The organism is Clostridium omnivorum (assembly GCF_026012015.1).
GTDB classification, from domain to species: domain Bacteria; phylum Bacillota; class Clostridia; order Clostridiales; family Clostridiaceae; genus Clostridium_AX; species Clostridium_AX omnivorum.
On the sequence record NZ_BRXR01000001.1, the window covers coordinates 743,366 to 762,195 of the forward strand.

General features: G+C 32.6%; 13 protein-coding genes and 2 other annotated features (1 of these 15 cut by a window edge). Of the genes, 5 read left to right on the plus strand and 8 right to left on the minus strand.

Going from position 1 to position 18,830, the window contains the following annotated elements; genetic code table 11:
- Positions 1-19: 19 nt before the first annotated feature.
- Genes bsdE14_RS03425 through bsdE14_RS03440 form a run of 4 tightly spaced genes read left to right on the plus strand, consistent with a single transcriptional unit; the run spans position 20 to position 2,562 of the window.
- Positions 20-565 (plus strand): class IV adenylate cyclase, encoded by a 546-nt coding sequence (locus tag bsdE14_RS03425; RefSeq protein ID WP_264848551.1) that lies wholly within the window; start codon positions 20-22, stop codon positions 563-565.
- A complete protein-coding gene (locus bsdE14_RS03430) occupies positions 565-1,440 on the plus strand; it encodes a DUF5685 family protein (protein WP_264848552.1) in 876 nt (291 codons plus the stop codon). The genes bsdE14_RS03425 and bsdE14_RS03430 overlap by 1 nt, the downstream gene beginning before the upstream one ends.
- Positions 1,424-2,035: a J domain-containing protein gene (locus bsdE14_RS03435; protein ID WP_264848553.1), complete on the plus strand. Its 612-nt coding sequence runs from the start codon at positions 1,424-1,426 to the stop codon at positions 2,033-2,035. The genes bsdE14_RS03430 and bsdE14_RS03435 overlap by 17 nt, the downstream gene beginning before the upstream one ends.
- A 26-nt stretch (positions 2,036-2,061) precedes the next feature.
- Positions 2,062-2,562: a hypothetical protein gene (locus tag bsdE14_RS03440; protein ID WP_264848554.1), complete on the plus strand. Its 501-nt coding sequence runs from the start codon at positions 2,062-2,064 to the stop codon at positions 2,560-2,562.
- A 24-nt stretch (positions 2,563-2,586) separates the two neighbouring features.
- On the opposite strand, the gene galE is transcribed toward bsdE14_RS03440, so the two are convergent.
- Positions 2,587-3,597, minus strand: a complete 1,011-nt coding sequence (gene galE / locus bsdE14_RS03445; protein ID WP_264848555.1) for a UDP-glucose 4-epimerase GalE — start codon at positions 3,595-3,597, stop codon at positions 2,587-2,589.
- A 133-nt stretch (positions 3,598-3,730) separates the two neighbouring features.
- Complete coding sequence (locus bsdE14_RS03450; RefSeq protein ID WP_264848556.1) at positions 3,731-4,294, minus strand: nucleotidyltransferase family protein; 564 nt, start codon at positions 4,292-4,294, stop codon at positions 3,731-3,733.
- 67 nt (positions 4,295-4,361) lie between these two features.
- On the opposite strand from bsdE14_RS03450, the gene bsdE14_RS03455 reads away from it, so the two are divergent.
- Entirely contained in the window at positions 4,362-5,003 is a 642-nt protein-coding gene (locus bsdE14_RS03455; protein WP_264848557.1) for a DUF4397 domain-containing protein, read from the plus strand.
- Between the two features lie 73 nt (positions 5,004-5,076).
- On the opposite strand, the gene bsdE14_RS03460 is transcribed toward bsdE14_RS03455, so the two are convergent.
- The 6 genes from bsdE14_RS03460 to bsdE14_RS03485 all read right to left on the minus strand — a co-directional run bounded on the left by bsdE14_RS03460 (position 5,077) and on the right by bsdE14_RS03485 (position 18,565).
- Entirely contained in the window at positions 5,077-6,144 is a 1,068-nt protein-coding gene (locus tag bsdE14_RS03460; RefSeq protein ID WP_264848558.1) for a DMT family transporter, read from the minus strand.
- Positions 6,145-6,204: 60 nt separating this feature from the next.
- A complete protein-coding gene (locus bsdE14_RS03465) occupies positions 6,205-6,744 on the minus strand; it encodes a 2'-5' RNA ligase family protein (protein ID WP_264848559.1) in 540 nt (179 codons plus the stop codon).
- A 42-nt stretch (positions 6,745-6,786) separates the two neighbouring features.
- Positions 6,787-7,713, minus strand: coding sequence for a GNAT family N-acetyltransferase (locus bsdE14_RS03470; RefSeq protein ID WP_264848560.1), 927 nt, complete (start codon positions 7,711-7,713; stop codon positions 6,787-6,789).
- A 12-nt stretch (positions 7,714-7,725) separates the two neighbouring features.
- The gene (locus bsdE14_RS03475; RefSeq protein WP_264848561.1) at positions 7,726-8,355 is read right to left on the minus strand and encodes an alpha/beta hydrolase; all 630 of its coding nucleotides are present in this window, start codon (positions 8,353-8,355) and stop codon (positions 7,726-7,728) included.
- A gap of 193 nt (positions 8,356-8,548) precedes the next feature.
- Entirely contained in the window at positions 8,549-9,553 is a 1,005-nt protein-coding gene (gene trpS, locus bsdE14_RS03480) for a tryptophan--tRNA ligase (RefSeq protein WP_264848562.1), read from the minus strand.
- A gap of 59 nt (positions 9,554-9,612) precedes the next feature.
- Positions 9,613-9,846 (minus strand) — a binding site (T-box leader).
- Positions 9,847-9,919: 73 nt separating this feature from the next.
- On the minus strand, positions 9,920-18,565 hold the full coding sequence (locus bsdE14_RS03485) for a glycoside hydrolase family 94 protein (RefSeq protein ID WP_264848563.1): 8,646 nt from the start codon (positions 18,563-18,565) through the stop codon (positions 9,920-9,922).
- A gap of 188 nt (positions 18,566-18,753) precedes the next feature.
- Positions 18,754-18,830: a binding site (T-box leader), on the plus strand; it runs 141 nt beyond the window's last position.

The window sequence follows — 18,830 nt, forward strand, 5'->3', positions numbered from 1 at the left end:
AAACTTAGAGGTGAAGGACATGCAGGAAATCGAAACAAGAATAATTGACATAGATGTAGACGATATAAGAGAAAAACTTCTTAGTCTAGGTACAGAAAAAGTCAAAGTAGAAAACCAAATAAACAATATATTTGATTTTACTGATAAAAGACTTTTATCTAAAAATGGGTATGCAAGAATACGAGAAGTTGAAGATCTTCTTCACGGTTATTCCCATTACTATATGACTACTAAAACCTTAGTAAGCCAGGAAAAGTATAAAATAATGGATGAACACGAAATTGAAATAAGTAATGCTGAAGAAGGTAAAAAGATATTTTTATCTCTTGGCTTAGAACTTATTCAATCTATAAAAAAATACAGAGAAAGTTATAGATATAAAAACACTTTAATTGAAATAGATATTAATGATAAAAGTTTTTGTCCCTTTCCATATATTGAGCTAGAATCAGATAATGAAGAAGAGATAAAAGAGATAGTACACCTGCTTGGTTATTCTATGAAGGATACCACTTCAAAAACAATTTATGAATTATTAGATGATAAGGGAGTTAAAGGCTTGTAATGTTTGGATATGTAACTCCTTGTAAAATGGAACTTAAAGTTAAAGATTTTGAGAAATTTAAAGCATACTACTGCGGTCTATGCAAATCTATAAAGAAAAACTATGGTAATATACCTAGGATGACTTTAAATTATGATATGACCTTTTTAGCTATATTATTGGATTCCTTTCAGGATAAAAAGTGCGAATTTGAAAATCAAGGCTGTGTTGTACACCCCACTGGTAAAAAAGTAGTTATTATAAATAATAATGCTATTGACTATGCAGCCTTTTGTAATGTTTCATTAGCTTATTATAAGCTGCTGGATGATGTATGGGATGACAATTCCATTAAAAGCAAAGCTTATTCCTCTATATTGAAAAGCTATATTGATAAAGTTCCTGTAAACTTAAGCTCACTTCAAATTAAAATTGAAGAAAAGCTAAAGGAACTCTATTTCCTTGAAAAGAATGCCACAGGAAAAAATATCGATGAACTTAGTAATCCTTTTGCAGAACTTACAGGTATAATCCTATCAAGTTTTAATGAAACATATAAAGATAAGCTATATTGGTTAGGCTATAACTTAGGTAAATGGATTTATATTATTGATGCATTTGATGACTTAGAAAAGGATATTCAAAAGAATAAATTTAATGCACTTAATGCTGCATATAATAGCAGTAACCTTCCTTATAATGAATTCTATGATAATATTGAAAGCCGAGTAGATTTTTTGTTAGTTTCCTGTGCTGCAAATTGTTATGAATCATTAGAAGGCATGGATCTTAAAAAGAACGAAGATATTATAAAAAATATATTACAGTTTGGATTAATGGAAAAAATGGACAAAGTTTTTAAAAGGAGTGTAAATGAGTATGAGAAATCCATATGAAATTCTTGAAATTAAAGAAGGTGCCTCAAAGGATGACATAAAAAAGGCATATAGAGAAATGGTTAAAAAATATCATCCTGATCAATACGGTGATAATCCATTAAAAGATTTAGCTGAAGAAAAGCTAAGGGAAGTAAATGAAGCATATGATTATCTTATGAAAAATACTAGTGATAGCTCTAGTTATAGTAATACTAATAGCTATACCAATAATAACTATGATTCAAACAGCAGCACTATATATAACGACATAAGAAGAGATTTACAAAATGGAAATCTAAATGCTGCTGAAGAAAGACTTAATAGGATTACAGTAAGAGATGCAGAGTGGAATTATCTTATGGGAGTATTATATTTAAGAAAAGGCTGGAATGACAATGCATTTAACTATATATCAAATGCATGTAATCTAAACCCTTCAAATAGAGAGTATCAAGATACTTATAATCAGCTTAGAAACAGAAATAATGGTTATAGACAGGCTTATTATACTAGAAATGACAGGGATAATGACTGGTGCAACATATGTGCAACACTATGGTGTGCGGACAGCTTGTGTGAATGCTGTGGAGGAGATTTAATCTCCTGCTGTTAATAATCTGAAAGAATAGGAATGATATTATGAGTAAATCTTCAAATATTGCAAGAGGTGGTCTTTTAACTGCCTTAGGAGTAATTTTTATTTATCTTAGCAACGTAGCTCCAACTAGCAAAATATATTTACTTGGAGTAGCTTCCTGCATTATTCCTTTGTCCATTATATGGACTAATATAAAAAATAGTATTGTAGTATATGGAGCTACCTGTATATTATGCCTTCTTCTTATTGGATTTAAAGGCGGTGTCATAACTTACATTTTGTTTTTTGGATTATACGGCTTTGCAAAATATTATATTGAGAAGCTGAGAAAACTGCCTATAGAGATATTATTAAAGATTCTATTTTTTAATGTTTCCATTGCTTTAATATTTTTAATATATAGAGTTTTCTTCGCAGGGCTTCTAAAAATAAATATAGCAATTCCACTTGCCATATTTATTTTTCAATTTGTATTCTTAGTATACGATTATGCACTAACACTATTTATTAGCTATGTGAATAGACATTATTTAAAAAGCTGATATTCTATGAATATCAGCTTTTTATTAGTATTTAATAATATTTTCTCTTATTTCCCCCCATTTAAGGGCATCCGAAATTCCATCTTCAATGCTTTTTTCAGCTCTCCATCCAAGAAGCTTTAATGCAGTATCTGCATTACAATAGGAACCAGCAACATCCCCTGGTCTCGGATCAGTTTCTTCCTTGTTTATTTTTTGATTATAAACTTTTTCGAAAGCACTAACTAACTCTTTTACTGTTACACCATTTCCTGTTCCAAGATTTATAACTAAATAATGTCCATCTGGATTTTCAGACTTCTTAAAAGCTTCTTCAAAATTCTCTATAGCTTTTACGTGAGCCTTTGCTAAATCCCATACATGGATATAATCTCTAATTCCGGAACCATCACGAGTAGGCCAATTTACTCCAGTAATTTGGAACACTGGATTTCTTCCAAGTGCTGTATCTACAAGCTTTCCAAGCACATGGGATGGAAACTTCACATGTACCCCAGATCTCATATTTGGATCTGCTCCTATTGGATTAAAGTATCTTAAAGCAATCCCTTTCATATCATAAGCATCACAAAAGTCTTTTAATATCATTTCCATCATAAATTTAGTTCTTGCATATGGACTTCTAGGATTCAATGGAGACTTTTCAGTTACCATAAAGTTATCCACATCATCATATATTGATGCTGAGGAGCTAAAAATAATGTTTTTGCAACCTAATCTATTTAAATTTTTAAATAGTTCCAATGACTTCGCTACATTTTCAGTATAATAGCCATATGGATTTGATACTGAATCAGGAACAACAATTAACGCAGCAAAATGAATAGCATGTTTTATGTCTGGATGATCTTTGAATATTCTTTCTAAAATTTCTTTATCTGCTATATCTCCCTTATAAAAAATTCTATTTTTCGTAAATTCTTCTCTACCAGTAACTAGGGAATCCAGTATAACCGGCTCATGCCCTCTGTCTAATAAAGCTGAGCATACTGTACTTCCAATATATCCTGCTCCTCCTGTAACTAGAACCTTCATTTGCTTTCATCCTTTCCAATAAAATAAATTCAAATTAATTTTTTTACATAGTTTATATTTTATACTTATAACAATATTTTGGCAAATGATTATACTTAATTTTACATTTAATACATATATTATTTACCTTTTATCAACATTTGTAGTTAGACTCAATTAGTTTTTCAATTCTCTCTCTGACCTCTATTGGCAGCTCCCTTGTAAGTGCTCTTTTTAATAAATCAATTCTTGTAATTCCATTATCTTTTAAATAATTTTCAATCATAACCACTTTCTTTTCTCTATTAGGTATTACTTGGTACAGAACGTACCAATCTTCTAAAGATGTTAGTGGGATATCCACACCATCAATATCTACTATTCTTGCTATGGAGCTTTTATCAAATATGTATCTATAGCTGCCATCGCAAAAATTTATGGTTAAGCCGGCCATAACATCTACATCACTACCGTTAATAACATATTCATAAAAATATTCTGTAGCGTATTCTTCTACTTTCTCCCGATACTTCTTATTTCCTAGTTCTTTCAATATACAATCCACTTTATCTATATCATTAATATCCACCATAAGATCTATATCATTAGGTCTATCTACTAACCCATACTGATTAAGCATAACAGACGCTCCCACTGCCCACAAGATACCATCTCTATTAAGCCTTTCTCCAATTAGCCTTAAATTCTCAAAAATCATTTAGTTCACCTCTTTTATTTTTATTCATATTATAATACTGATTAACTATTTAAAGGAGTTAAGTATTATGTATCATAGTCCATATGATGATTTTATATCAAATTCCATTAGAGCACCACAACCAAATTCTTATGTCCGATTTTTCAATACCTCACCAAATTCTCCAGCACTATATGTTTATGCAAATGATACTCTTATAGCAAAAAATCTTAACTATAAACAGCTTACTCAATATGTTCCTGCACCAGTTGGCAATTATATTATAAAAGTATATCCTGCAGGCAAAGATACCAATCCTGTGCTTACATCAGAAGTTTATATTCCACCAAATACAATTTTCAATGTAGCTATTGTTGATAAATACCCAAATTTAAGCTTATATACTATTCCAGAGCCAGTCTCTGCTCAAAGCTTTGGAAGGCCATGTATTAGATTTATTAACCTATCCCCTGACTCTCCTGAAATAGATGTTCTTTTATCAAATGGTACTAAAATATTTAATAGTGTAGGCTATAAATTCATCACTGATTACGCGTGTATTCCTTCAGGAAGCTACAGCTTTGGCATTGCACCTGCTAAAACTACAACCCCAGTATTATCAACATCTAATGTTAGTCTTAATCCTAACAGCTACTATACCATTTACGCACTTGGGGAAAGTCCTAAGAATTTTCCTACCGAAGTAATTATAGTGCCTGAACCTAGATAACATAATTTATGTAAAAAAATCATCTGAAGCCCTTTAATTTATAAAATGCAGCTTTAGATGATTTTTTATTGCCTCAATGAGTATGCCTATGGTGAATGTCCGGCATATGCTGGTGCTCATGCTCTATTTCTTTATGTTCATGTACGTGCGAGTGATATCCATTTGCAGGTATTTCACCTGGCAAATGCACATGGTCATGATGATTATCCTCATGGCAGTGTCTGTGTTCATGTATGGTTGCTTCATGTATATGTTTATGACAATGTTCTTCTTTTAACAAAAGAACTGTTCCAAAAATCATTATAGGAAGAGAAACCAAAAACATTACCGTTGGTATTTCTCGTAGTAATATAAATGCCAAAATTACTCCTATAAAAGGTGAAGTTCCAAATAAGGCTGATGTTCTAGCACTGCCTAAATTTCTCATTGCAAGCACAAATAATACTATGCTGAAGCCATAACTAAAGCAACCAAGAAGCATAGCTTTTACTACTGTCTCAATGCTGGGGAACATACTTCCTGTAATAAGCGTTAGTATAAGAGAAAAAAATCCTGCTCCAAATCCTTTGATAGTAACAATAGTAAATGGATTTTTTGAGGAAATGTTTCTAGTAAAATTATTATCTATTCCCCAACATATACACGCTGCTAAAATTCCTAAGGTACCAATAGATAGCCCCCACTGATTACTAAAATCCCATGACAAAATTATACTTGCTGCTGTAATAAATAATATTGCCATTAAACTCCTTTTGCCTATAGCTTCTTTAAATACACCTGCAGCTATTATTGTAGTAGCTATGCTCTCAAAATTGAGCAGCAGAGCAGCAGTTGAAGCTGGTGTTATCTTTAAAGAATACATCAAAATAATAGGAGCTATAACCCCCCCAAAGATTACTGCACCGAGTAGCCATGGATAATCCTTTTTTATTAATGGTGCCTCATTATCTTTATTCTTTTTTATAATTTTTATTGCTAACCTATATAAGATCATACCAACCCCACTACCCAAATATAAAAAAGCGGCAAGTGGAATAGGTTCTATATGACCTAAAAGAATTTTAGAAAGAGGAGCACTAGCACCAAATAGTGCTGCAGCTAATAAAGCTTGTATCATTGAATATGCCTTTGCTTTATTCACATTTATTCTCCTTTCTATGTAAATATATAACTATATAAATATATACCTAGTTATATACTTTTATTCTATATAATTTTCTCCCAGCGGAATGTTTAATTCAATAATGGAATCTTCATTTTCACCAATTATCTCAACACTTATAGTATGCACAGTGGTTTCAAACACTTCATCTATACTGCTAGTTTCTACTACAGCCCTACTAAACTCCTTTATATCACTCATATTACCAACAGTCATATGAGGCATAAATTCAGCATTTTTTAACCATACTGGATAAAACTCTTCCAATATTCCCGTATATATTCTTTTATGCATTAAAACTATATTATTATAACCGTCTCTTATGTTTAAAAATAAGTAGTTTCCAAATGACTTTGAAGGAGTAATTCCACTAAGAGTAACAGAAAATGGCTTAATATCTGAAATCACAGCTTCTATATGCTCTTCTAATTTATCTGTTTCCATATCACTTTCAAATGGAAATACCAAAGTAATATGAGGTCTTACATGTTCTGCAAGTGGATCATACTTTCTTCTTATATCATCAATTATTTTAATATTATCAAAATGCGGAAATATCATTACACAACGTTTTACCATAAACTTTTCCCCCTTCTTTCCTATATATTTATATAGTGTTGCTCATCTACCTAGATATTCTTTTACTGCTTCTAAAAGCTTTTTTGAACTTTCATAGGTTAATAAATCCATAGCATCACTATATTGAACCCATTTATAATCTTCAACTTCCTCTGTTTGGATTTTCACAGGCTCATCTTCAGCTTCTCCAATAAAGTACACTACCTTCTTTAATATATCAATTGATATAAAGTATTCTGTTTCAAGACTAAATCCATCATCTATTTCAATATTAAGTCCTGTTTCTTCATATACTTCTCTTATTGCTGTATCAATTTCACTTTCCTTTTCTTCCACGTGTCCTTTGGGAAATCCCCAATAGCTATTATCTTTACTTTCAATTAATAAAAACTCAGTATGTTCATCTTTCTTCCTATAGATGACTGCACCACATGACTTTTCTTGTTGTAGTCCTTTATCATTTAATATCTCTTCAAACCTATCTTTTGTCATTGTAAATAAAATCTGACTATCAGTATTTGATACAATGTTAAATCCGAAATTCCGGAGTGCCTTTTGTCCTTTTTCATTTATTACATCATCCCAAATAACTTGTCCACCAAAATCAAAAAAATAGTAACCTAAAAGAAGCTGAATTGCTTCCTTTGCATATCCTTTTGATCTATATTTACTTTGAACTTTAACATTAAAATCTGCTTTACCTTCTACTTTATCAAACCTATGAAAGCTTACTTCTCCAACTGGAACATTATCTAAAGTGTAAATTAAGCAATAAAAATTCTTGCCATCAGTTGGGTTCACCATCTTTTCATACCATGCTTTTCTTTTTTCAACGGGAAATGGTACAACTCCACCAACATCCGTCATTGTTTTGATATCAGACCATAATTCTGCTACATAATTTAATTCTTCAAATTTAGGCTTCTTTATATAAACTAAATTTCCACACTTTTTAAAATCAAAATCCATCTGTTCTCTCCTTTACCTATCATGCTTTACAAAGTCAGCGCATATTTTAGTAACATCATTTAATATTTGTATGCTTTTAATATAATCATCTACTTCAAGTGAATGAACTGCCCCTTCAATGATATGTATATCTACATTAGGATTTTCTATATCATCTACATCCTTTCTGCTAAAAAATTTATCATTAGTTCCTACAACAATGCTGCAGCTAGATTTCATAATATACTTCTCTGTATCCTTTATAGGTGTAAGAAACAAATTATTGGCCTTTTTATATCCTATTAGTTCACTAATTTCACCAGCAACAATAGTGCCTAAACTTTTACTTATAAAATATATATTTTCATATGTATTAGCTAAACATGATTGAACAGCTTCGTATGATTCCTTAATAATTCTATCCAAGAAATCATCTAAGGTTTCCTTACTACTATTAAAGCTTCCATATTCTAAGCTAAGTACATCACATCCTGATAATAACGCTACTTTTCTTGCATAGTGCAGTATTGGCCTATCACAGCTATAATCTGAGCCAGGAAATAGAATAACTATTGAATTAGCTTTTGAGGAATGTGTAAAATAAAGATTTTCAATTTCTTGTCCAAAGGAAGATTTCACTTTTATAAAACTCTTATTTATCAATTTAATTCCCCCACTTTTATTTCAAATATCTTAATTTATCTTATCTAACATCTATATGTAATTATACCATTTTACACCATATACTGCTATTTCTATATAATATAAAAACCACAGAATATATGGCCAAAATTCCCCTACATTCTGCGGTTTTCTAAAAAACTATTTTTATTTGTTATTAAGCTAATGATTATTTTTATTTAGACACAGGTATAAATCCAATCTTCTTTTGCATCTTTCTTAAGGTTTTATTTGCTATATAATTGGCTTTTTCTGCACCAGCCTTATATATACTCTCTAAGTATGCTTTATTTGCAACAAGTTCTTTTACCTTGATTTGAATTGGTTCAAGTTCTGCCACTATTGCTTCTGCCACATCTTTTTTAAACTGAGCATATCCTTGACCCTCATATTTTTTCTCTATTTCTTCAAAGGATTCTCCTGTTATGGTGCTTAATATTGTCATTAGATTTTTAACTCCAGGCTGCTCATCAGTATATTTTACAGCTCCTATACTATCAGTTACAGCTCTAGATACCTTTTTTCTAATTACTTCTGGTGGATCCATTATTAAAATAAAGCTATTTGGATTATCATCTGACTTTGACATCTTCTTTGTTGGATCCTGTAAATCCATTATTTTTGCACCTGTTTTTGATATATAAGGATCTGGAACTACAAAAGTTTCACTATAAAGATTGTTAAACCTTTGAGCTAAATCTCTAGCAAGCTCTAAGTGCTGTTTTTGATCGCTGCCTACAGGTACTAAATCAGTTTGATAGAGAAGAATATCCGCAGCCATTAACACTGGATAGTTAAATAATCCTGACGCTATTGATTCTCCATATTTTTGAGATTTGTCCTTATATTGAGTCATTCTTCCCAGTTCTCCCATGTAGCTGTAGCAGTTTAAAAGCCATGCCGCTTCACTGTGAGCAGGTACATGTGATTGTATAAAGATGGTATTCTTTTCAGGGTCAATGCCTGCAGCCATATAGATAGACATAACTTCTAAGGTTCGTGTTCTTAAATCTTTTGGCTCCTGTTTAACTGTAATAGCATGTAAATCCACAACACAAAAGTAGCAATCATATTCCTCCTGTAGTTTTACCCAATTCTTAATGGCTCCCAAATAGTTACCCAAGGTCAGCTGACCTGAAGGCTGAATTCCACTAAATATTACTTTCTTTTTTTCTTCCATATCTATTCCTCCATAAATATTAATATTATTTCACATAAAAAAGCCCTATGGTTATATAACCATAGGGCGTAATTAGCGCTGTGCCACCTAAATTTAAAAAGCTAAAGGCTTCTTCTCATTGCAGATACAAACATATCCTGCCTTTATAACGTAAGGCATACGTGGAAGACTACTATATTTCATCCCCAGTCTCTGAGACCCATTCAGCTTGTGCATAACTGTTGTAATTCCACCATCTACAACTCTCTGAAAGTCTGTTTATAAGCTTACTTGCTTCTCTTCAAAGACAAATATATTTTTTATCATTATAGCACAGCAGCAATATGGTTTCAAGGCTTTTCACAACTTTTCCCAATCATCCCCATTTTATATAATAACCTGAACTTTATAGCTGCCTTGTTCCATATAAGGTATTAAACCTGTTTCCACCACACTTCCATCCAGGTATATACCTTTATTATCCCCTCTTACTACTTCAATATGGTAGGTACTATTTTTATAATTGTACTCCATTTCATATTGTGACCATTCCTCAGGAACGCATGGCTTTATGGTAAATCCCTTTCCTTCAAGCAGCTTTAATCCAAGCATAGCTTCAATTCCAACCCTGTACATCCAGCCTGAAGTTCCTGTGTACCAACTCCAGCCACCTCTTCCTTCGTGAGGTTCCCTTGCATATACATCAGCAGCCATAACGTATGGTTCTACCTTATATCTCTCACAATCCAGATGAGATTTTGTATGGTTTATAGGATTTATCATATGGAATATTTCCCATGCTCTTTTTCCATATCCAAGCTTTGCAAAAGCAAGTATTACCCAAGTAGCTGCATGAGTATACTGCCCGCCATTTTCTCTAACGCCGGCTACGTAGCCTTTTATATAACCAGGTTCCAGCTTAGATTTTTCAAATGGAGGTGTAAGAAGCAGCACCATTCCTTTATCTTCTTTTACAAGATATTTTTCAACTGCTCCCATTGCTTCCTTAGCTCTCGATTCCTTTGCTGCACCAGATATTACAGACCAGCTTTGTGCTAAAGAATCAATTTGACACTCATCATTTTCTATAGAACCAAGTGGCGTACCGTCATCAAAGTAGGCCCTTCTATACCAGCTTCCATCCCAAGCATTTTTCTCCATATTTTCTTTAATGAATGAAGCTGCTTCCCCATATCTTTCTGCTCTTTCCATGTCACCTTTATACTTACATATCTCAATAAAGTTGCTTAGGATATCATATAAAAACCATCCAAGCCATACACTTTCACCCTTCCCTTTGTTTCCTACAGTACTCATACCATCATTCCAGTCACCACTGCCCATCAATGGTATGTTATGTTCACCAAATCTTAAAGATAAGTCTATTGTTTTTATGCAGTGTTCATAAATAGCTCCTGTGACATCTGAAAACCGTGATACTTTATACCTTTCATCCTCTCCTTCTTTAAGAGGCTCTTCCTCCAGGTATACAACCATTTCATCTAGAATGCTATAATCACCTGTATTTTTAATATAGTCTATTGTTACAAAGGGAAGCCATAATAAATCATCAGAAAATCTTGTTCGTATACCGCTGTTTACTACAGGGTGCCACCAGTGCTGAACATCACCTTCAATAAATTGTCTAGAAGCACTATGAAGTATTTGATTCTTTGTAATATCAGGATTCAAAAATCCGATTGCCATTGAATCTTGAAGCTGGTCTCTAAAGCCCATAGCTCCTCCCGATTGATAGAAGGCTGTTCTTGACCAATATCTGCATACTATTGTTTGGTACATAAGCCATCCGTTAAGTAAAATATCCATAGTCTTATCCGGTGTTTTAACTTTAATTGTTCCAAGCAGCTTTTTCCAATAATCCTTTGTATCCACTAATGCTGCATAAACCCTTTCGACGCTGCTGAATCTTTCAGTAATACTATCTATATATCCAATATCTTCATTTGCTCCTAATAGCATTACTACTTGCACCTCTCCACCTACCGGAATACTTATTTTTCCATTTACACACACACAAGGATCATACCCTGCTCCAACATTGTTAGATAGTCTAACCTTTTTTAAAGCTTCAGGTGAAGAAATGCTGCCTCCTCTTCCAATGAACTCCTTCCTATTTCCAGTAAAGCTGCAATCTTCTACTCCCAGCATTGCAAGATAAGTATATGCCTTTCCAAAATGTTCACTATAAGGATTCTGTGCATATATATATTTGTCATTTCTCAAATAGGTAGAAATATACTGTGCAGTTTGCTGAGGAAATACTCCTATAGCCAGTTGTGCAAAGTAAGTAAGGGAAAGCTTTCTATCCTTATCACTATTATTTTTAAGTTTCACAAGGCCTAATTTTAAGCTTTCATTTATAGGTGTAAAATAGGTTACCTCTCCTATTATTCCGTAAGCCTCATGCTTAAAATTAGAATATCCAAAGCCATGTTCTACAACATATTCGCCTCTATCCCTTATTGGATTTGCAGATATACTCCATGTATCTCCACTTATTTCATCACGCAGGTATAACGCTTCAGTTGCATAGTCAGTTATTGGATCATTTCCCCAAGGAGTAAGCTTGTTTTCCCTACTGTTTTTGTACCAGGTATACGAACTTCCACTCTCAGATATATGGAAACCAAATTCTTGGTTAGATATTACATTTATCCAAGGTGCCGGTGTATTTTTGTTTTCCTTTAGGTTTATAACATATTGATTTTCTTCTGTATCAAATCCACCAAACCCATTAAAATATTCCAGTTTTTTACTCTCAAATTTGTAGGGCTTGGTATTATACACCACTTCTTCAGTTCTCAATTCTTCTATATTATCTTTATCATCACTAATATCTTTAATTTGATTTATAATGGATCCATTTTCGCTATCTATAACCAGCCTTGCTATTGCAGTGATAAATTTAATATCTTCTTCTGCCATAGTAGCTTTGCTGTGTATAAATACTCCTCCAGGTTTATTTTGTTTATCCCTTGCATGACTTGAGGAAATTAAATCTCTAATGGAATCAAACAGCGGTTGAACATACAAAGTCTGCTGTAAATTAATAATAACTAAATCTACCTTCAAACCTTTAATGCTCCAGTACTCATGTGCAGTTAAAACCTGCCTTAATAGATCTAAATCCTTTTCCTGTCTTAAAATTAGAAGCAATATTGGTAAATCTCCTGATATCCCGTAAGGCCATAGGGCTGGCTGGGACTTACTAATATTTTTGATGTATTCTTCTCTTGCTCTCATCTGTGTATTCATAAATATTATTCTTGAAGCAATTAGCTGATACAGGTTTGCCTGATTAGATTTTATTCCAAGATATTTCATCTCAACCTGACTTTGAGTCCACGCCAGTTCAAATACTCTATTTACATTTTGCATCTCAATGTATTTTTTAGCCACTTCCATCGCTTCTTCTTTTGATTCTACTACTGCCATTGTATATGCTACTCTGCAAGTTTCTCCAGGAGCAAGCTTTACTCTTCTCCTTATACTAATTATTGGGTCAAGCACAGCTCCTACAGTATTTTTTAACGGTGTATCATCTTCCATTGTAACTGGATCCGATACATCCCTTCCTCTGCCAAGGAAATTGAGTCTGCTAGTCTCATATTGTATGCTTCCTACTAAATTACCTTCTACTGCAGCAGTTTGCATTACATAGTACTTTTTTTGCCCCTTGGCTCTTGGTCTTCTGCTTGCTAAAATACTGCCAGTTTCTTCAATATATTCTGTTTGAATAAACAAATTGCTAAAGGTTGGGTGAACTATATCTGCATTATAAGGTGCTAAGGTAATTTCACAGTAGCTAGTCACTTCTATAACTCTTGTATGTTCACTATGATTAGTTATAGATATTCTTCTAACTTCTGCATTTTCCTCATTAGATACTGCCACTTCTGTATGAGTTATCAAATTCCCATCTTGTCTTTTAAACTCAGCTTTATCTAAAGAAAATATTACTTCATAGCTGTCTCCCTCACTTTTGCAGGGTTCATAAGTGGCACTCCAGTATTCATTTGAATTAATGTTTTTTATATAGAAGAAAAAACCTGTATTATCTAATGTCATGTCCTCTCTCCATCTATATACAGTCATATCCTCCTTTTTACTATATCCGCTGCCGCTATTTGTTATCATAAGTGAGTAACTACCATTGCCAAGTAAATGAGTTTGCGGCATATTAGTTTTTGCTGTACTATAGTTCCTGACTATTATGTTTTGCTTTTGATTTATAAAGTCTATATAATCAAATTCTTGATCTCTATCATAAACTATTTTATTTGGCACTCTTTCTTGAAGAAGCAGCTCTGTAGCTTTAACCCTTGGTATATTATGAAATCTCTGCTGTAGTATATTATTGTTTAACACATTGTCTAATGCCATAATACTCATTCCTTCATGGTGAACCATAAAGCATTTTACTATTGTCATTTTCTTTCCTTTAGGCATTCTTTCTTTTGTGTAATCTACAGCTTCATAAAAACCATATTGACCTTCAAGCCCCTCCTCTGAAAGCTTTTTTAGATTTTCAGAGGCACTCTTAGAATCAATTTGAAGCGATAATATTGTTGAGTATGGGGAAATAACAAGTTCATTTGACAGACCCCTTTTTAGCCCTATACCTGGAACTCCAAAAGCTTTATATTGATAATTTAAAGCTGGATCAAAAGAATAAAAGGCTGACTCCGATATACCCCAAGGCACCTTTTTGTATGCGGCATATTTTTTCTGTCCTTCAACAACAGCTTCATAGGTTTCATTTAGCAGAGTATCAGGAAAGCTTTTCATTATAAGAAGCGGCATAAAATACTCAAACATTGTTCCACTCCAAGACACTAAGCCTTTGCCGCTGCCAATAAGTGTCATTGCTCGCCCAAGCCTGAACCAATGCTTTTGTTCTACATCTCCTTTTGCTATTGCTACAAAACTCGCCTGTCTGCATTCAGATGCCAGTAAATCGTAATAGGAGTTCCCCAAAGTATCCCTTTCTATATCATATCCTATTGCAAACAGTTGTCTTTTTTTATCATACAGCATAGAAAAGTCAGTTTCCTCAGCCATATTACTAAGTCTGTTTTTTAAGCTGTTTATTCTTTCTATAATTTTTACATTTTCACTTTTTCCGTTTTGGAGTAAAATATTAAGTTGTTCAAGCCTTTTTCTTTCTGAGCTTCCAATTTCATAATTTTGAGATATTCTATCAATGTCTCTTATAACATTATCTATGTTATCCCCCATAGACATTAATGAACTAATAGATGCTAAATTTTTAAGTCTGTCTATAACATCCTTCATGCTTTCTTCCATTTCAGAAAGCAGCTCAGTCCAGGGCAATAGAACTTGAAGCAGCTTTAATTCATTCTTAACAAAACACTTTGCTTTTTTATTCCAGTATAACTTTTCTTTATCTTCATTATTTTCAATTTGTAATATTAAGCTCCATATATCGTTAAGTATTCTTTTCCATGCCAACAAATCAACTTCCGAATTTGCTAATCTTTCTATAGTTTCCTTATAAAAATCATTTGTTCCTATTGTCTTTTTAATTTCTTCATTACAAAGTAATAAAGTATCCCTCAGTCCATTATATTTTTTTCTTGTTAGCAATGGTTGTTTTTTATATTCTTCAAGGCTTTCTTCTATAATCCATAAATACCCTACAAGATTGCCGCTATCAACCGTAGATATGTATCTAGGATAAAGTGGTTCCATCTTCGAAGTATCATACCAATTATAAAAATGTCCTTTGTATCTTGTTAAGGACTCCATGCTAGCAAGTATTTTATCAAGTCTATCAGTTAATTGAAGTGTGCCAATATATCCCAGGTCAAAAGCAACTATATTCGAGGTGAGACCCATTGCCATATTTGTAGGTGAAGTTCTTTCCGCGATTCCGTTTGGTGGATCTTCTTGATAGTTATCAGGAGCAAGCCAATTATTCTTACTATCTACGAAATCTTCAAAATATGCCCAAGTTTTTCTTGCCACTTTCCTTAAAAAGTTTACTTGTTCATCTGATAATCTAACTTCCTCTTTTGATCTATCTAAGCTTATATAGTATGCAATGTATGGGCTTATAAACCATAATATACAGGATGGAAGCATAAACAGCGTAATGCTTGTAGATTTAGTGATAGAGAGTCCTATCATTAATAAGGCAATAATACTTCCAGGCCACATTGCCGCCATAAAATTTTGAGTTTTTCTCCCAAGTTTTGCTTCTACATCAGCAGCAGTCTGCCATTCAAGCATATTTTTTTTACTAATAGTCAGTCTGTAAAGCGTTCTTATAATAGCATCCAGCATTAAATATGCTTGATATGGCAAAAAACAAAATATTAGAAAAATCTGCTCTACTACAGTTTTAACACTGCTGATTCTTCCAGAAAGACTAATGCCCTTAATTGGTGAAACCACTGCTTCTGAAACATCAAAAAATATAGGGCACAATATTGCCAAAAATGCTACTATTAACCACTGTTCACTAGTGGGAAGTACGCTGAGAGATAAAATTATTAATATAATTATTGACGGTGCTAATAAGCTTCTTCTAAGGTTATCAAACATCTTCCATTTTGAAATTGCATTGAGTGCTGATTTTTTAAATAGCCATGGTAGAAGCTGCCAGTCTCCTCGAGTCCAACGATGAAGCCTCATGGAACTAGAATTATAGTATGCTGGATATCCGTCAATAAGCTCTATATCCGTTAAAAGTCCAGTTCTAACATAGGAACCTTCTAGCAAATCATGGCTTAAAACTGTATTCTCAGGTATTTCGTCCTTTAAAACTTTCTCAAATACATCCACATCATAAATACCTTTTCCAGTAAATATTCCTTCTCCAAATAAATCTTGATATACATCAGAAACCGCCATAGTATAAACATCTATACCTGTCTCACCAGAAAATATCTTAGAAAATAAAGTTTTATTAGCTTCTAAGGTTCCTACCCCAATCCTTGGCTGCATGAGCCCATAGCCCCTTAGTACCTTTTTACCATTTTCACTTAAATACGGTCTATTTAGAACATGGGACATAGCTCCTATGAGTCTCCGTGCGGAATCCCTAGGAAGCTGTGTATCTGCATCAAGAGTAATTACATACTTTACTTTAGAAAGATTGCTTATGTTGCCACTTATCACATTATAGCTAGTGTTTTTATCCCCTCTAAGTAAGCTATTAAACTCCATAAGCTTACCCCTTTTTCTCTCCCAGCCAAGCCATTTATTTTCCTTTTCATTAAATTGTCTATATCTATTAAAGAAATAAAATATGTCCTTATTTTCAGAAGCATATTTTTGGTTTAGTGCTTTTATTTCTTTTAATGCTGTATTTATTAAATTATTATCACTTTCCTCATGCTCATTATCGCTATCTTTAAAATCCCCTAACAATGCAAAATAAAGATTCTTATCCTCATTTGCAAGATAATAAACTTCCAAATCTTCTATTATATCCGCAACTCTTTTTTCATTATTTAAAAGAGTTGGTATAACAACAATACTAGTAAATTCTTCAGGAATACCCTCTTTTAAAGAAAGCTTTGGTATTATCCTGGGTGTTGAAATATAGTTTATACTCCAATTTAAAATAGAAGTTACAATCTCACTGCAAGGAACCAATATTGCGATAAATGCAATTATATAAAGATATATAGGGTAGCCAATATTAATAAGCATTACTCTGCTTATAACTAATAAGCAGAGCAGTACTGTTAAAATTAGTATTGTGCCAACATAAAAAGTAGTAATATTATTTTTTACATGCTTTTTAACCTTAGAAAACCCGTTTTCTTTATAATTTAAATAATCTTTAAGTTTTTCTTCGCCATTATCAATCAAATAGTATCCTACATGTCTTTTATACACTTCTTCACAATTTCCATCATTTGATTCAGCACATTCTACTGCTTTTTTGGCTACAAAGGCTTCAGTATTATTTACCAGCTTAGCTAACTTTTCTACTTTATGCCTATAATAATCTCTAGATTCAAAATCCATTTTCGAATATATATCAGCTGGATCCTGCTTCAAGGCATTTTCAACATAGCTTAGTCTTTCAAAATTATCTCTCCAATTCATTCCTGTAATTTCTCTAATACTATTTATGGAGTTACCTATTGAAAGTTGAAATCCTGCTTGTTTTTGATGCTCAATATTAATCATCTTTTCTGTATTTGTTTCATTTTTCTCAAGCTTTTCATCAATCCATTTATATAAGCCTGCATTATCAATACCATTATCTCTTAATACTTTTAAAAATCTTTCAGTGAAATATGGACTAAATTTTATATTTTCATTTTCAACTTTTTTAAGTTCTTCAAAAAGTTTGTGTTCATTAAATGCATTTATCAATCGTTCAGCTAGCGCATCACCACGTTTTTTTTCACTTTGTGCATATGCAATCTTATCAGCAACCTTGCTTATATTTTGAATTAAAGCAATGCGCACCATTATTGGCAATGCCCATAGTTCGCCACTAGTAAGTACTGAATGACTTTGATACGCTTCTATAAAGCCTTCCAGTGTGTTTTCATTAACTCTTCCATCGCTATGAGATATTAATTCTATTGCTATGCTATAAACTCTAGGATATCCTTTTAACAGACCATTTTCTATAATAGGAAGACCATTATAATAAGAATTTGGCATGTTTTGCTTAATATCCTTGTATTCTTTTTCAATAAGATAGATATTATCCAGCATCCATTCTGCAGCTGGTACCATATCTCTTCTATTTTTTGCTTCTCTATCTATGTACTCATACGCCTTTAATATGCTTCTATAACTTTTATCCAAACTCTTTATAAGCTTCCTCTTGCTGCTAGTTTTTTTTGAGGCTGAGTGAGTACTAGCAATCTCTATTGCATGTTTCTCCAAACCTTCTTTGCTCATATTAATGATTGGAATATCCTCCATTACATTATATTCATCCTTCTCATTCTTTCTTGTAAACCTATAATAAATCAACACTATAATCAAAAGTAAAGCTGTCAAATATATATAGAGCATTCCAATCCTCTCCTTACTTTCTATAGAAATTTCGACTTTTGTTATTATCTCCTAAGTTAAGTAAAAATATTAGTTAAATTATGCTAGTTTATTTGTTCTTTTTTAAATTGCTAAAGAACAATACATTTATCATTAATACTATAAATATGTTTGACAAAATCTAAAATGTGGCATATAATATAGAAAAATATTTTGCTATGAGAAGGAGCAGTAGTTTCTTTTTCAATTAAAGAGAGCTGTTGGCTGGTGAAAAACAGTGTTGAAA

Bases quoted from the DNA above. Each gene is read 5' to 3' on its own strand.
- galE (WP_264848555.1), bottom strand. From the start codon at position 3,597: ATGAAGGTTCTAGTTACAGGAGGAGCAGGATATATTGGAAGTACAGTA.
- bsdE14_RS03435 (WP_264848553.1), top strand. From the start codon at position 1,424: ATGAGAAATCCATATGAAATTCTTGAAATTAAAGAAGGTGCCTCAAAG.
- trpS (WP_264848562.1), bottom strand. From the start codon at position 9,553: ATGGAAGAAAAAAAGAAAGTAATATTTAGTGGAATTCAGCCTTCAGGT.
- bsdE14_RS03450 (WP_264848556.1), bottom strand. From the start codon at position 4,294: ATGATTTTTGAGAATTTAAGGCTAATTGGAGAAAGGCTTAATAGAGAT.
- bsdE14_RS03440 (WP_264848554.1), top strand. From the start codon at position 2,062: ATGAGTAAATCTTCAAATATTGCAAGAGGTGGTCTTTTAACTGCCTTA.
- bsdE14_RS03470 (WP_264848560.1), bottom strand. From the start codon at position 7,713: ATGGATTTTGATTTTAAAAAGTGTGGAAATTTAGTTTATATAAAGAAG.
- bsdE14_RS03485 (WP_264848563.1), bottom strand. From the start codon at position 18,565: ATGCTCTATATATATTTGACAGCTTTACTTTTGATTATAGTGTTGATT.
- bsdE14_RS03430 (WP_264848552.1), top strand. From the start codon at position 565: ATGTTTGGATATGTAACTCCTTGTAAAATGGAACTTAAAGTTAAAGAT.
- bsdE14_RS03455 (WP_264848557.1), top strand. From the start codon at position 4,362: ATGTATCATAGTCCATATGATGATTTTATATCAAATTCCATTAGAGCA.
- bsdE14_RS03425 (WP_264848551.1), top strand. From the start codon at position 20: ATGCAGGAAATCGAAACAAGAATAATTGACATAGATGTAGACGATATA.
- bsdE14_RS03465 (WP_264848559.1), bottom strand. From the start codon at position 6,744: ATGGTAAAACGTTGTGTAATGATATTTCCGCATTTTGATAATATTAAA.